This window comes from bacterium (assembly GCA_030647555.1).
In the GTDB taxonomy this organism is placed as follows: Bacteria; Patescibacteriota; Andersenbacteria; order UBA10190; family CAIZMI01; genus CAIZMI01.
In genome coordinates, this window is record JAUSJG010000027.1 from 95,526 (window position 1) to 109,794 (window position 14,269).

At 44.3% G+C, this 14,269-nt stretch carries 12 protein-coding genes; 9 read left to right on the forward strand and 3 right to left on the reverse strand.

All coding sequences use genetic code 11. The annotated features are described in order from the left end of the window. The first annotated feature begins 13 nt into the window (after positions 1–13). The gene (locus Q7S57_05830; GenBank protein ID MDO8512763.1) at positions 14–1,162 is read left to right on the forward strand and encodes an aromatic amino acid transport family protein; all 1,149 of its coding nucleotides are present in this window, start codon (positions 14–16) and stop codon (positions 1,160–1,162) included. A 213-nt stretch (positions 1,163–1,375) separates the two neighbouring features. Continuing rightward, positions 1,376–2,119 carry a polyprenyl diphosphate synthase gene (gene uppS, locus Q7S57_05835; protein MDO8512764.1) on the forward strand — a complete coding sequence of 248 codons (744 nt, stop codon included), beginning with the start codon at positions 1,376–1,378 and terminating at the stop codon, positions 2,117–2,119. 92 nt (positions 2,120–2,211) lie between these two features. Here uppS and Q7S57_05840 read toward each other — a convergent pair whose 3' ends face one another. Both Q7S57_05840 and Q7S57_05845 read right to left on the reverse strand, forming a co-directional pair. Further along, positions 2,212–2,646 (reverse strand): hypothetical protein, encoded by a 435-nt coding sequence (locus Q7S57_05840; protein MDO8512765.1) that lies wholly within the window; start codon positions 2,644–2,646, stop codon positions 2,212–2,214. Positions 2,647–2,781: 135 nt separating this feature from the next. Then, positions 2,782–4,251: a CAP domain-containing protein gene (locus Q7S57_05845; protein MDO8512766.1), complete on the reverse strand. Its 1,470-nt coding sequence runs from the start codon at positions 4,249–4,251 to the stop codon at positions 2,782–2,784. A gap of 255 nt (positions 4,252–4,506) precedes the next feature. On the opposite strand from Q7S57_05845, the gene Q7S57_05850 reads away from it, so the two are divergent. The 5 genes from Q7S57_05850 to rplL all read left to right on the forward strand — a co-directional run bounded on the left by Q7S57_05850 (position 4,507) and on the right by rplL (position 9,251). Continuing rightward, on the forward strand, positions 4,507–5,595 hold the full coding sequence (locus Q7S57_05850; GenBank protein ID MDO8512767.1) for a sugar phosphate nucleotidyltransferase: 1,089 nt from the start codon (positions 4,507–4,509) through the stop codon (positions 5,593–5,595). A 2-nt stretch (positions 5,596–5,597) separates the two neighbouring features. Continuing rightward, on the forward strand, positions 5,598–6,605 hold the full coding sequence (gene mltG, locus Q7S57_05855; GenBank protein ID MDO8512768.1) for an endolytic transglycosylase MltG: 1,008 nt from the start codon (positions 5,598–5,600) through the stop codon (positions 6,603–6,605). Positions 6,606–6,912: 307 nt separating this feature from the next. Further along, entirely contained in the window at positions 6,913–7,770 is an 858-nt protein-coding gene (locus Q7S57_05860) for a hypothetical protein (protein MDO8512769.1), read from the forward strand. Between the two features lie 515 nt (positions 7,771–8,285). Then, positions 8,286–8,810: a 50S ribosomal protein L10 gene (gene rplJ, locus Q7S57_05865; GenBank protein ID MDO8512770.1), complete on the forward strand. Its 525-nt coding sequence runs from the start codon at positions 8,286–8,288 to the stop codon at positions 8,808–8,810. A 27-nt stretch (positions 8,811–8,837) separates the two neighbouring features. Then, a complete protein-coding gene (rplL, locus tag Q7S57_05870; protein ID MDO8512771.1) occupies positions 8,838–9,251 on the forward strand; it encodes a 50S ribosomal protein L7/L12 in 414 nt (137 codons plus the stop codon). Positions 9,252–9,424: 173 nt separating this feature from the next. Here rplL and Q7S57_05875 read toward each other — a convergent pair whose 3' ends face one another. Beyond that, positions 9,425–11,869, reverse strand: a complete 2,445-nt coding sequence (locus Q7S57_05875; GenBank protein MDO8512772.1) for a hypothetical protein — start codon at positions 11,867–11,869, stop codon at positions 9,425–9,427. A gap of 300 nt (positions 11,870–12,169) precedes the next feature. Here Q7S57_05875 and Q7S57_05880 point away from each other — a divergent pair, with 300 nt between their 5' ends. Together Q7S57_05880 and Q7S57_05885 are read left to right on the forward strand one after the other, a co-directional pair. Continuing rightward, on the forward strand, positions 12,170–12,763 hold the full coding sequence (locus Q7S57_05880; GenBank protein MDO8512773.1) for a winged helix-turn-helix domain-containing protein: 594 nt from the start codon (positions 12,170–12,172) through the stop codon (positions 12,761–12,763). 7 nt (positions 12,764–12,770) lie between these two features. Next, positions 12,771–13,874, forward strand: coding sequence for a TIM barrel protein (locus tag Q7S57_05885; protein ID MDO8512774.1), 1,104 nt, complete (start codon positions 12,771–12,773; stop codon positions 13,872–13,874). The last annotated feature ends 395 nt before the right edge of the window (positions 13,875–14,269 follow it).

Below are 14,269 nucleotides of genomic sequence, written 5' to 3' on the forward strand. Positions count from 1 at the left end.
GTTAACACACAAAATGAACAGAACATTAAGAGCTTACGCGATTTATACCGGCGGAATGATCGGGGTGGGAATTTTCGGAATTCCTTTTGCTTTGATGCGGTCGGGCGCTTGGCCGACGCTGATCACCGGTGCTGTCGTGATTGTCGTGACATTTATGATTCACTTGTTTGCCGTCGAGGTGATTTTGATGGCAAAAGGGCGACGACAACTGCCCGGTTATATTGGTTTGTATCTTGGAAAAAAAGGAAAAGTTTTGGAAACAATCGCTAGCGTTGGCGGTTCCGTGGGCGCGCTTTTAGCCTACTTGATTGTGGGCGGTTCGTTTTTGGTATTGTTCTTGTCGCATTTCGTAGTGATCACGCCCATTACGGCTACATTGATATATTTTGTCTGTGCTGCTTCGATTGTGCTTTGGGGTAAGCAGGGTCATCCGGTAGTGCATATGGTTATTTACGGCCTATTCGTGGTCGTGTTGCTGTTGTTGATTTGGTTTTCCGTCAGTTTGTTTTCCGTTCAGAATATTCCGATTTTTGGTAATGGACAGCTTACGCCATTTCTTTTACCATATGGTGTTTTACTCTTTGCGTTTTGGGGCGTGGCGCTGACGCCAGAGTTGGTGGAAATAACGCAAGGTAACAGAACAATTATTCGGCGGGCGCTAGTTTATGGGTTTGCGACGGCGTTAATCAGTTACGTTATTTTTTCAACGTTGATTGTTGGGATCGGTGGCGTAAATACGACCGAAGATGCAATCGGCGGGTTGCGGAATTTTGGCGCGGTGGGCGAAGTAGTGATTTTGTTTGGCGCTTTATTCGGCGTTTTAACCACTTTTTCTTCATTCTTGGCGGTGGGGAGAACCTTGAAACGCACAATGATTTATGATTTCAAATTTTCCAATTTGGGCGCTTGGGCGATTGCGATGGGATTACCACTGTTTCTTTTTGTCGCCGGCGTAAACAGTTTTGTGAAAGTATTGGGCGTGACGGGTGCGGTGTTCTTGGGTCTGGAAGGAATTTTGGTGATCGCTGCGTATTGGGTGGCAAATTTTAGTTCTTCAAAAAGGAGTAATACTTTTGCGAGCCGAAAATTATTGTTTATATTTGGGTTGTTGTTGGCTGTTGGAGTGGTGGTGGAAATACTGCGAGTGTTACGGATATTTTAAATGAATGATGAATTTCGATTGATGATATATGAGTACTCGACGCGGGTCGCTATCATCATTCATTTATCATAAATCATTATTCGTCATTAATTTTTCGATCAACTTGCTATATTTCCCTCAAGTGTTAAAGTAATCACACATTGTCAACACTTATTGGCATCCCACAATTAATTGTCTTCTTTTTGGCCTTTTCGGGTGTATTCTTATTCCTGTATGAGCAACGCGGAAATTAAGTCAACAGAGCAAGAAATAATACTTCCGCGTCACGTGGCAATTACCCCTGACGGAAATCGTCGTTGGGCGAAAAATAACGGAAAAAGTAATATTGAAGGTCACGAAGAGGGTACTAGGGTTTTCAAAAAGATCCTCAAGCACGCATCAGCGCGCAATGTTGAGTATGTTTCGATGTGGGGGATGTCTCTAGATAATTTTGTAAAACGGAACCCCGCGGAAGTGGCGGGTTTGTTGAATCTGTTTCGCAAAGAATTTAAGGATTTGGCGAATGATGAAGATATTCATCGTAATAAAGTGCATGTCAACGTGCTTGGACGTTGGCAGGAAAAGTTTCCTTTTCCGGTGCGGGGCGCAGTGCAGGAAGCAATTGATGCAACAAAAGATTACAGTAAATTGTTTTTGAATATCTTTCTGGCTTATAGTGGCACCGATGAAATGTTGCAAGCGGTTCGTACTATCGCTGAAAAAGCGAAGGATGCCAAGTCGAAACTATTAATCACGCCGGAACTTTTAAAACAAAGTTTATTTACCAAAGATTTGCCACCGGTGGATTTGTTGATTCGCACGGGCGGGGAACCGCATTTGTCGGCCGGTTTTATGATGTGGGATTGCGCAGATTCCCAACTTTTCTTTACGGAAAAATATTGGCCGGATTTTACCACGGGTGATTTTGACGAAGCGCTGGCCGAGTACGCGACCCGCGGTCGTCGGTTTGGAAAATGAAAATTGTCGAAACAATTTTCATCCCCATGAAAATGGGGATCCATTGAGTTGTGGTGAAATAAAAAAAGACACACGGGGTGTCCGGTGTCCTATCACACCTCATACGGGCAGGTTTCCCATGCGTGGAGGAAGTTTTCGAGCAAGCGTCTCAAGATGGGGTAGATTGCGTCACCTGGTCCCTTGAGGATACGGACGATGGAATCCCGATTTTGCGTACCCTTATTTTTGAGTTGTTCGAAGTACTCGATCATGTAGATCAACATTTGACATAAAGCTTCGAGAGTTTTTCGCGGGTTTTCATCGTAAAGCTCGTTGATTGTTAAATCGAAGTCATAAAGTTGGCCGCTGAAGTGGTAAAAACCCATTTCGAATGTAGAACTTGTCAGAAGCTCCACAAGTGAATCTTTCGGCTCAAAATTTTCATGTGGACTCGAATCATTCGCGTATTCAAGGTGCCACTTTCCACCTGTTCTTCGTAGGTGGTATTTACCGTCGCGACGAAGAATGAGTTGGGAAAAATCGCGCATTTTCGTGCTCCTGTGAGAAGTTGAAAAACAACAATCCAACGGCTGTATTGTAGTTTATTATGTAATTTTGTCAATAGACGCGTAAGGTGTCAGGTACTTTTTTCGCACTAAAAAGTACCTGACACTCTCTGAAAATCATGTTATCAAAAACAGGAGCGTTATCATTGCAATAACCAGTAACGCGTGGATGATTAGGTCTAAGTGTTGGATGCGGATGTGGATGAGAATATTGACGGCAAGCAGTAAGGCCAGGACATAAACAAGCATAATTGAAAGTTCTCGTGCTCTTTCGGCAAAAGCGTTTATTTTTGCCTGCGCCGTTTTTTCTTCCGCGGTGGGCGGGCTAATTTGGTATTTCTGTAATGGAGAAACAACGGATGATTTAACTCGTCCATAACTATCCTCGGCGCGGACCGTAAAGCGACTTGTCGAGCTGGCCGTGGAAATCTTGCCTGTCGCAACCGAACCGGTAACCGATAATGGTGTTTCTTTACCGTCAATAATCACACTGGCGCTTTTTGTGGCGCCAAAAATTGGAATAACCAACATTATTGATGTCACATCGCCGTTTGGATCAGGAAGCAAAATAGCACTGTCCGGACTGATACTGGGGCCACGGGTGTCGATTTTTACGTGTCTCTCGGGCGATAATTTGCTCACTCGGTCCTCCATGCGCGCAAACACGGTAAGCTTGGCTTCTTTTTGTATTTCGCCGGGTAGTTTGAAATTTCCGCTAAATATGCCATTGGCTGTAAAATAGGAACCGGCTTTTTTACCATCCAAGGCTAATTCAACAGTTGTTCCGTCGGCTGATTTACCCCTGACTGTTGCCGCGCCACTGGGCAGAAGCTGTCCTTCGGTCGGTTCAAGGATTTCCGGAATTGGTAATGGTGTATTGATAGCCGATGCCGGTGGAATAATGGCTGGGGTCTTCGTCGGTTGCGGTTTGATCAGTTTATCAACCGGCCCAGGTGTTGCCGTGTTTATTGGTAATGTTGCGGTGGGTGCCTTTGATATTTCAGTAGTGAGAGAACCAAAATGTTGGACAATAATGGTTGTCGTTCTTCCTTGAAATTCTCCACTTACAACTGCAATACCAATATCGCGGTATCGAGGATTGAGAATGTTGGCGCGGTGGCCGGGACTATTCATCCATGCTTCATGGACACCTTCGGCGGTACTAAAATCGATTGCTAAATTCTCTCCAGCGTATACGTAATCGTAGCCAGCAACATCAAACCATTTCCATGGCGTTGCGCCCGCTGGACTTGTGTGCGCAAAGTAATCATTTTTTAACATATCCTCACCTTTTTTTTGGGCGGATCGTTGTAAGAGCCCATTGGGTGTTAGGGAAGGAATACTGGCATCGCGACGTGCGTTATTGGTGAGTTCGATTAGAAATGGTGATGTAATTGTGGAAAGATATGCTGTTTCCGGGGTGAGGGCAAAAATTCCAATGGTGGCAACCTTTGTGGCGATCAGTAAAAAACTTAAAGTTGCCAGTACGGGGTGGCGTAATAAGTAAGGGCGATATTTATTGTGTTTGACAGGGACGACTAAACCAACGGAATGCAGACAGGCCTTTTGCACAATCGATTGGGACATGAGAATAGTTTACCATTAAACACTAATGACCAAACCCCAAATCCCAACAAAATCCTAAATCACTAATGACCAAATGCCTCATTTTGGGTTTTAATTATTTAGGATTTTGTTGGACATTGGGGTTTGAAGTTTGGGATTTATAAGCCTGTTTTATCATCTGTGTCCGCAAATTAGGCAAATTGGTGTACCATATACTTACCGGAGGGTGAGGTTTATTGTTCGTTATTCTTCATTCATAATTCATCATTCTCAATCATGAATATCGTTATTATGGCGGGTGGCGGGGGAACACGGCTTTGGCCACTTTCACGCGATAGTTATCCCAAACAATTTACGCAATTATTTGGCAAGAAAACATTGCTTCAGCACACTTTTGATCGGGCGTTGAAAATTGCGGGAAAACCGGAGAACATTGTGATCGCGACGAGAGAGGATTTTGCTCCTGAAGTTAGAAAGCAATTAAAGCGTTTGCCAAAAGGGAATATTATTATTGAGAGTGTTAAAAGAGATACGGCACCGGCGATTGGACTGGCCGCCGCATATTTTGCGTCTAAGGGGAAGCATGACGAAGTTATGGTTTCCATGCCATCTGATTCGTATTTTACAAATGTCATACCGTATATTAAGGCGATTAAGTCATCTCAAGACATCATTGCAAAGAATTCGGACGCGCTTGTGTTAATCGGCAGTAAGCCAACTTATCCGGAGACGGGGTATGGATATATAGAAATGGGAGAAGCGCATTCAGGAAGTGACCACGTCGAGTATCGATCGGTCTTGCAATTCAAGGAAAAACCGGATCTAAAACGAGCAGAAGAATTTGTCAGAGCGGGCATCTTTGCGTGGAATATGTCTGTTTTTGCTGTCAGGATAGGAACAATTTTGGAATTATTTCATAAACATGCTCCAGAAATTGCCCAAAAACTTGATTTGATTGAGAAGTGTTTTATTGGTGGAAAGTTGTCTCAAATCGGAAAATTGTATAAGACGATGCCTAAGATTTCACTTGATTTTGCCGTTATTGAACACATTGACGCAAAAAATCTTTTTGTAATTAGTGCTGACTACGGGTGGAGTGACGTTGGTCATTGGGGCTCACTTCAAGAGTTGATGGCAAGTGAAGAAGGATTGGAAATGAAAAAAGGTATCGCTGTTCTTGTAAATTCTTCCAATAATTTCGTCTATAATACTGCCGAAAAAGCAATCGGTTTGGCAGGAGTAAAAGATTTGATTGTTGTCTCGACCCCAGACGCATTGCTTATTTGCCACAAAGGGAATGTGCAAGACGTTAAAAAGGTAGTAGAGGAATTGGCAACTAAGAACAAGGGTAAGAAGTTTATTTGATAATGAAAAACTATGTCATTGGTATTGTCGGAGTTTTAGTTCTGCTTCTGCTGGCCAATTTTACTTATCGACATTTCACCAACGCACCGCTGAATAAAAAAACGACTGAACAATTTGAAATAACCATTCCTTCTGGGACGGGGGCGAAACAAATTGCTAAGATAATGCGTGAAAAGGGATTAATTCGAAGTGAGTGGGGTTTTTTGATGCAGGAGTATTTGTTGGGCGCGAAAGGGAAGTTAAAAGCGGGAATTTATCGTTTTTCGCAATCTGAATCAGGCACCAAAATTATTTCTCGTTTGAAGGCGGGAGATATATTACCGCAGGACAACAAAGTTACCATTCCCGAAGGGCTAACACTTAAAGAAATTGCGCAACGTTTGGAAAAAGCGGGAATCGCATCTGCCGACGATTTTATTTTTGACGCAAAGGTGGAAAAATTTCGCGACAAATTTGAATTTTTAGCAGACGTGCCAAACGGAAGTTTGGAGGGCTATCTTTTTCCCGATACTTACAAATTTTTCAAAAAGACGCCGGTGGATGAAGTAGTTAGTCGGATGTTGGAGCGTTTTGATGAGCAGTTTAAAATTGCTTCGAAAGAAACGCCCGGGCTGGGAATACATAAATTGCATGAGGTTGTAACGATGGCGAGTATTATTGAAAGAGAAGTTATTACTCCGGAAGATCGTCGGATTGTGTCGGGAATATTGTGGAGCAGAATCGGTCACGGAGTGGCGATGGCGGCAGATGCCACGATCCGTTACGCGCTAAATAATTGGGACAAACCGCTGACTGTTTTGGATCTAAAAACCAATTCTCCATATAACTCGCGGTCTAACGCAGGACTTCCACCTGGCCCAATTGGAAATCCGGGGCTAGATACACTGAAAGCCGCAATGGACCCAAAAGAAACGGACTATTTCTATTATCTTTCTGCGCCGGATGGGACAACGATATTTTCGAAAACATTGGAAGAGCATAACGCAAACGTTCAGAAGTATTTGAAATAAAAAATAGTCGTCTTTGCGAGCCATCGACCATTTTCAAATGGGCGAGGCGCGGCAATCTCTAATTAATCTGGGTTTTCTGGGAATTGCTTCGGGACTGATGTCTCTCGCAAAGACGGGAACCATGATTGTGCCTATATTTGACAAGATGTAGTATTTATCATATACTACATCGTTCCGGTTATATATTGTATTTACCGGACACGCCTGTAGAACGGGGGCGAATTCAAAACCCGTTTAGGTGGCCGTGATGAACGGTTGCCGAATGTCCTTTGACAATCCGGCGATGAGTCGGAGAAAGAGGTGTAAGATGTTGCGTCAAGGTTTGTTTAATGCCAAGGTGTCCAAAGGTCCCGCAAAGAGGACGATCTCGTTGGGGAGTCCACAGGGGAATATTACACTTATTGGCTCGAGTTTACCGGTGAGTTGTCGGCCTGGTGATGAAGTTTCATCTTTGACGATTAGGCCTGATCCGGAAGCGGTGGGGGTTATTGCTGTTTCCGTTTATGATCGTGGTCGGACCAAGGAGGCGTCAGAGCGAATCGCTTGTTTGTTTGCGGTTGGTCATACAACTGACGGCGAGTCGCGGATCAACCTTGAAAACGCCTTTGAATGTGATGGTGAGCGTTTGGGCGAGGCGCACTGGGAAGGATTTGTTGAGGTGTGGGTTGGTGTTGAGTCGTATCATTCTTTCAACACCGATAAATTTCCTCAATACAAGCGTTCCGGCCGCTACGTCCCCGATCCGAACTTGCTCTGCCGTTATCTGGTCGGCACGGCCAGCGCGGACGAAGTCAAAGCCGCGGCGCTGAAGGTTGAAGAGGATCAGACGGAGCTGGAAGAATTGCGTGCGAAAGTCTCTAGACTTACGGAATTGGGGATACATGACTTGACCAAGTTGTCTGGACTCAATCGGCAATTGGAAGAAGAACGAAACCGCTCGGAGGCGATTTTGGAAACCGCAAAGTTCTGGCGAGGGGTTGCGTTCGCGCTGTGGGCCGTTCTGCGGAAGTTTGGTCCACTGTTTCAGGGTTTCGCTCGTAAGCTTTGTGATTCCCCAAGGTTTAAAAGAGCATATGCTAACTTTTCTTCCTGGACATATCCAACGGAAGCATTTGATCGAATGGATAAGGAAGATTTTCGGTTGGGGGATTGGGGCGAAATTTGATTTCTACCGATTTCTACCACAGAAGCACTATAGGTAAAAGCGAAGTTGTTTCGGCGAGGACGATGTCCCCGCCGTTTTTTTATTTTATTTTTTCGGGAAAAATGAAATAACCCTGAGCTTGTCGAAGGGTTTACTCCGAGTAGGGTCGAAGGGTACAGGGTGTTTTGTATCGATATATCGATACAACGGGAGATTGCTTCGGCATTGAAATGCCTCGCAAAGACAGGGATATTGCATAAAACAGAGGGATATTATAAGCTGTTCATGCACGCTTCTATAGACCTCTGGCTCAGCTGAAGCCGCGTGATTGCAAAGCAATTTTACGCGGTAAATCGCTGAATAAGCCCAGACGAGGAAGTATTACCAGTGCTATAGCAGAATTCCGTTTGTTTCAGTGAAATGATCGGCGGGCTCCCATCTTTGCCAAGGCTACGGTGGGCAGGCGCAAAGACTGCTATAACTCATGGTTTGGTCTTAGGATGACGCGTCGCGTCTCATTTTTTAATTTAGATTGAATGGCACTAACGAAAGGCGAGAAGAAAGTCCTCGCGTCTGATATTGCTGTAAAGATCAATGATGCCAAAGGTGCCGCCGTGTTTTCTTTTAAGAAACTCACGGTGTCCGAGAGCGCCAAATTGCGTCGCGAATTGCGAAAAACCGGTGGCCGAGTACAGGTCATCAAAAAAAGAGTTTTTCGTGCCGCGGCACAAAGCGTGGGTATCACCGCGGATTTTGCCAAAGTGCAAGGTTCGGTAGCGGTAACCTGGAGCGATACCGATATGGTGTCGCCGGCCAAGGCCAGCTTCGATTTCGTGAAAACGCACGAGGGAGCAAGCTTGGTGGCAGGTTTACTTGAAGGAACAGCAATTACGCGCGAGCAAGTGGAGAGTTTGGCTTTGCTTCCGGGCAAGGATCAACTAAGAGCGCAATTGGTGGGAACACTGATCGCGCCGGTAAGAGCTTTCGCAGGAGTTCTCTCTGGTACCCTTCGGGGATTACCTGTAGTTTTGCAGGCAATTGCCGATAAGCAGGGCGCATAATCTAAATCATTAATTATTACAAAATATATGTCAGACGAAGTAAAAGACGAAGCGGTAGCAGTACCGGAAAAGTTTAAAGATATGGTCGCCACTATTGAAAAAATGTCCGTTTTGGACTTGGCGGAATTAGTCAAAGTTTTGGAAAAGAAATTCGGCGTATCGGCCGCTGCTCCAATGGCGATGGCTGCTCCGGCCGCCGCAGGGGCAGGCGCCGCTGTTGTTGAAGAAAAGACCGAATTCAATGTTGAATTGACCGCTTGTGGCGTAAACAAAATTGCCGTGATTAAGATCGTACGCGAAATTACCGGCAAAGGTTTGAAGGAAGCCAAAGATATGGTCGATAAGGCTCCGCAAGTAGTTAAAGAAGGCGCGGATAAAGCAACGGCCGAAGATATCAAGAAAAAGTTAGAAGAAGCAGGAGCGACTGTAGTACTAAAGTAGATAATATAAAACAAGCCCCGCGGGGCTTGTTTTATATTATCTACTTAATTTCAAATATCTAATTCCTAATTTCTAATGAAATTACATAATGACAAAAAACGCGCGTCATTAGAAATTACCTGTCGGCCATAGCTTTAGCGACGGCTGAGATATTAGTAATTAGAAATTACTGCTTAATTTGTCGCTACTGGAGTGGGGGTTATTATGGGGGCTTTCAGTTGCACAGAATATACTCTCGTCTCATCCAAAACATACAAAGTTTCTTCTTTACTGCTGATGGCGATGTCGCGTAATTCTTTCGTGTTTGGGAAGACAAATTGGTTAGTGAGATTGCCAACTGTGTCATAAACTAATACGCGTTTTTGGGCTTGATCTAAGACATACAAATGTTTGATTCCGTCATAGATTAAAAGACGAGATGGTTTTACGACCGGTGTGGTCATGTTTTCTTGTTTGAATTCTACAGGCTTTCCTTTTAGCATTTTAACAATTTTTCCATCATCCATGAGCAAGTAAATATAACCATCTACACCCATTCCCGTGGCGCGTTCAACGGAAACAGACTTATCGGTAAGCCAAGCATTGCCACCATCATAACCGGACAGTGTCTTACTAAACCCGTAGATTATCTTTTGAGCAGTTGAAAGCAGATAGAGACGACTTCCAAAAATGCTGGAGGCATCGATACTTTTTAATCCGGTGGGTAATTTTACTTCTTGTTTCAAAAGTTCCGAGCGTTGTGTATCGAACATCGCCAGGCCCGGCGTGTCAGTGGTGAAAAGAATGGATTTTTCGGCAAATAGGGGAGTGGCACCGCGGAAATAGCCAATGCCTTGCGATGTTTGTGAGGCAACCTTTGTTTCTTTGGTGTCTAGATTGAGACTATAAATGGCGTTCGTGACAGGATCGAAAGTAAAGACATTGCGTTCAATATTGACCATCGCCGGGGTTTTAAGTGTTCCCGCGATACTGGCAAAATCGCCCGCCAGGTTTGGTGTGTTAATCCGGGTTACTTTTTCCATTCGGTCTTGAATTTCTTGGATTGAAACGATGAGTTTGTCGGATTCGTCTTTATAGTAGCCACTTTTATTAATTTGATTTGCTAAATTGAGGGCTTCCTGCAGGTCGATTTTTGCTTTCTGTTGATTATTGTAGATCAAAGCAGAATCGGCATTGTCTTTTTTGGCGCGTGCCTGCTCGAGTTGTTGGGCAACTCCATTGATCGCGGTATCCACCTTCTTCTTTTGTGAGAGAGCGCGGACGCCAAAAATGAATATAATAATGAAAACAATTACCACCGCCAAGAGAATTTTGGTTGTTTTTGGCGCGTTTTTGAAACTAAACAACGGCTTTAAAAATTTGCGCGTGAAATTAAGTAGGGGGAAGACAAAACGTTTTACCAAACTTTCTTTGGGTGCCTTTTCACCGGTTTCTTCTGAATAACTAACGGTATCGGAAATAAATTCATCATCAGAATCAGAATCAGAAAATTCGTTTTGGTTTTCTAGGGCGATTTCATCAACGTGGTCTTCTTCCGCGTTTTCAATTTCGGTTGCTTCTTCGGGACTCGGTGATTTACGAGATTTTATCATCTGTTTTGTACCTCTAGCCGTGGCACTGGCGAGTGAACCAGTCTTTTTTGCCGTCCAAACGGCGACTGCGGAAATAGCGGGAAAAAATTTCTCACGCGTGAATTTCCATCCAAGCGACGATATTTGTTTAATAATTCTTAGTAACGTGCCCCAGAATGATCGTTTGAGTGGTATTGGGCGACGCGAACGAATCGCACTCTGCTGAATTGGTTCGTGGTGGGTAAGGTTAACTTTTTTAGGCATATTCAGTGGCACGGCGGGCGCGGGAAGCCGTTCCGGTAATTTTGAAAACTGTAATAATAAAAGCGCGAAAGTAGTGCTTTCTTTTGAATCGTCTAAGAGGGATTGTAATAATGTTATCACCTCGCTTGGCGTTTTACTTGAAACCATGTGGTTTAGACGGTCATTCGGGATCAGGTGTGATAGTTGTGGTGTGGCTAACAATAGAACATCGTTTTCCGCGACGGTGCCACTGGCAACGCTGGTAAAAGCATGGTGGGGGCGTCTTAAATTTGGATCCGAAAGTCCTTCGCCGATATCGGTGAGACGGCCCTTTCTAACCAACAGTAACTCGGCGTCGCCGACACGGCTAATGTGAACATTTTGTCCCAAGAAAGCACAGGCGGCGGCGTGAAAATTTTCTACCCAATCAAGTTCACCTTGTTCCACGTAATCGCTTAAGACATGATTTGCTTGTTTTAGGGCCTCTTCAAGACTGTCGTACATATTGCGATTGGGATCTCGGAAGTATTCTTTGCGGATCGCGATTGAAACAGCGTCGGTTACTTCGGACGCGCGTTCTGAAGAATTTACCGTTTCCAAAACAAGATAAAGAGACCCGAGCTTGGCTTCAGATTCATCCGGGTCGTAAATATAGGTATCACATAAAATTGCACTTGCTTCTTTGTCGCAGGTAACTAGTTCCGCGGCATCAACAGATAGCAGTTTTATTTTGGCTTGTGGGCGTTGCGGGATCTTTTCAATATCCGCTTCGTCCGGGCCGTAATCCTCAGTATTGGATTCCATACGGTAAAGTATACATTTCTTGGCAAGGATGTGCCATATCTGGAATTTAGAGACGAAGACAAAAGGATATGAGCCCCATTGGGTACAGATACTATTCAATTTTTAATCAATTTGAAATATCTAAATATTTTAATTTGAAAACGCTGTTTTAGATATTTCAAATTTAATCTTTTCAAATTGATTTCAAATTAAAAATTAAAAATTTCAAATTATTATAGAATCTGGGTCAGTTTGGGGGCTTCAGTTTTTGGAAAATTGGCTTACTTTACTTTCCTCGAATCTCATCCTAATATCAGATATATGTCTCTTCCTCTCGAACGTCTTTTTGGGTCCAGAACACGGGTAAAGCTACTTTTCCTCTTTACTAATGGTATTCGTCGTCCCTACTACGTGCGGGAGCTTACGCGTCTCACAAAAGAAAGAGTAAATTCCATTCGCCGTGAGGTTGAAAATCTGCGTCGGATAGGACTATTGACCACGCATGTCCGAAAAAGCAAGAAATATTACGCCGTAAATCCGAAATTTCCCATTTTGGAAGATTTGGCGAAAATGATGCACAAAACAGGTAAACCGCTTCAAGACCGGTTGTTTGAGGGGATCAAGCGGGTGGGAAACATCAAATTAGTTTTACTGACCGGTCTTTTTTCACAGAGCAAGACGGCACCAACGGATTTGTTGATTGTTGGAGATGTTCAGGAGGAAGTTTTGAAAAATTTTGTTTTGGGGATTGAAGAAGAACTGGGTTCGGAAATAAACTACACTTTAATGACCGAAACCGAGTATGAATATCGTAAAAATATGAACGATAATTTTTTGAAAGAAGTTTACGCGAGCAAGAATGTCGAACTTCTTAATACGCTCGCTCCTAATTTGCGGGTAAAGAATACTAAGTAAACCTCTTTTGAACGAGAACCAAATTTTTCCCTTCGGCAACCTCGCACAAGAGTCTTATAAAATTTGTATCACGTCTTTTTTAGCTCGTTTTTTGCGTGTCGTCGGCTTTTTTGTTGATCACAAAAAAGCCGTCGAGCTCTCAAAATTAACAGGGAAAAATGTTGAGATATTTCTACCGTTTTTTAATTGGTTCAACGTAAAATCGGAAATCAGACAAGAAGTGGTGAAAGAATTTAAAGAAACACTGACGGGTTATGGAATGACGGATTTGAGGTCTTTTCACGCCCCTTATGCCGGTCAAGGTTTTTTGTTGTCACGGTTTTTTATGAATCCGGGTGATCCGCGGATCCTCAAACAAAATATTCGAAATATGCGAAGAGAAATTAAATTACTGGGTGTTTTACGGCAGACATTTAAAATCGACCACCCGCTTATTTATGTTTTGCATTGTGGCCGTAAGGAAAAGGGGATTGGTAGGGGCGAGTCAATTCAGGCAACCGTTTCTTCAATTAAGGCGGTGATGGAGGATGCTTTTTCGGCGGGAGTATGTATTTCCCTGGAAAATACTTATTCGCATCCCGGGGAAGAAGAAATTGGGACTTTTTTTGGGGGTTTGAAAGATGTTCTCACACAAATTGGCACAGAATGGATTGAACGCGGTGTACTCGGTTGTACACTTGATCCCGCGCACGCCTTGCTGACTTATAGTGGAAACTATGATGCTCTGGAAAAAGATTTGGCGGATTTATTGCCTTGGTTTGTCCATATCCACGTTAATCATCCGCGAACGGCGAGAAACAAGACCGGGGAGCTTTTTTCGGAGTGGAGTTTGGGAGATGATAACCACAACGCGCCGGTAAAAATACCTTTGAGAACGCGGTATTGGTCGCTACTGGGAAAAGTCATTACGAATAGTAAAATTGCGCAGTGGCGCACGATTACTTATGAGGTAAATTGGGCAGTGCCGGTGTTGCAAACGATCTTTGGAGGGAGTCCGTTGAATGAAGTTAGGGTGGGTTGGGAAGCATTAGAAAGGTTCTGTAATCACCCCGAGGAGAAGTTTGACGTACCCGCCATCGAACGCTATATTGACGCGGAGTTAGCCGCGTGATCGCGAAGCGATTTTACGCGGTTGGGTGGGAAGTTGTTCCGACATCTGATCTCCCGCCCTTCAGGGCGAGGCTCGCCCAGACGGGCGGCCGACATCCGATTTCTGAATTAGGGCAGTTAGCTCCACCCTCCGCTCCCGCCAGCTGGCGGAGCTACAGGGTGGCAGGCAGCGGTAGGTTTGCCGGCAGAGCGCTGCCGGATTGGGGCAAACCTTCGGTGTAAGGTGCCGGCTCCGCCGAATCGTTTAGAATGGCATGGTAGAGCGTTGCATTCACATTGCAAAGGTCGAAGGTTTCCGCCTTCAGGCGGACCCGCCGATGTGGCGGGCGATACCAATGAGATGCAAATTTAAAAAGCGAATAGTACAATAATAACTAAGGGCGCATAGCTCAGTGG

Bases quoted from the DNA above. Each gene is read 5' to 3' on its own strand.
- Q7S57_05830 (MDO8512763.1), top strand. From the start codon at position 14: ATGAACAGAACATTAAGAGCTTACGCGATTTATACCGGCGGAATGATC.
- uppS (MDO8512764.1), top strand. From the start codon at position 1,376: ATGAGCAACGCGGAAATTAAGTCAACAGAGCAAGAAATAATACTTCCG.
- Q7S57_05840 (MDO8512765.1), bottom strand. From the start codon at position 2,646: ATGCGCGATTTTTCCCAACTCATTCTTCGTCGCGACGGTAAATACCAC.
- Q7S57_05845 (MDO8512766.1), bottom strand. From the start codon at position 4,251: ATGTCCCAATCGATTGTGCAAAAGGCCTGTCTGCATTCCGTTGGTTTA.
- Q7S57_05850 (MDO8512767.1), top strand. From the start codon at position 4,507: ATGAATATCGTTATTATGGCGGGTGGCGGGGGAACACGGCTTTGGCCA.
- mltG (MDO8512768.1), top strand. From the start codon at position 5,598: ATGAAAAACTATGTCATTGGTATTGTCGGAGTTTTAGTTCTGCTTCTG.
- Q7S57_05860 (MDO8512769.1), top strand. From the start codon at position 6,913: ATGTTGCGTCAAGGTTTGTTTAATGCCAAGGTGTCCAAAGGTCCCGCA.
- rplJ (MDO8512770.1), top strand. From the start codon at position 8,286: ATGGCACTAACGAAAGGCGAGAAGAAAGTCCTCGCGTCTGATATTGCT.
- rplL (MDO8512771.1), top strand. From the start codon at position 8,838: ATGTCAGACGAAGTAAAAGACGAAGCGGTAGCAGTACCGGAAAAGTTT.
- Q7S57_05875 (MDO8512772.1), bottom strand. From the start codon at position 11,869: ATGGAATCCAATACTGAGGATTACGGCCCGGACGAAGCGGATATTGAA.
- Q7S57_05880 (MDO8512773.1), top strand. From the start codon at position 12,170: ATGTCTCTTCCTCTCGAACGTCTTTTTGGGTCCAGAACACGGGTAAAG.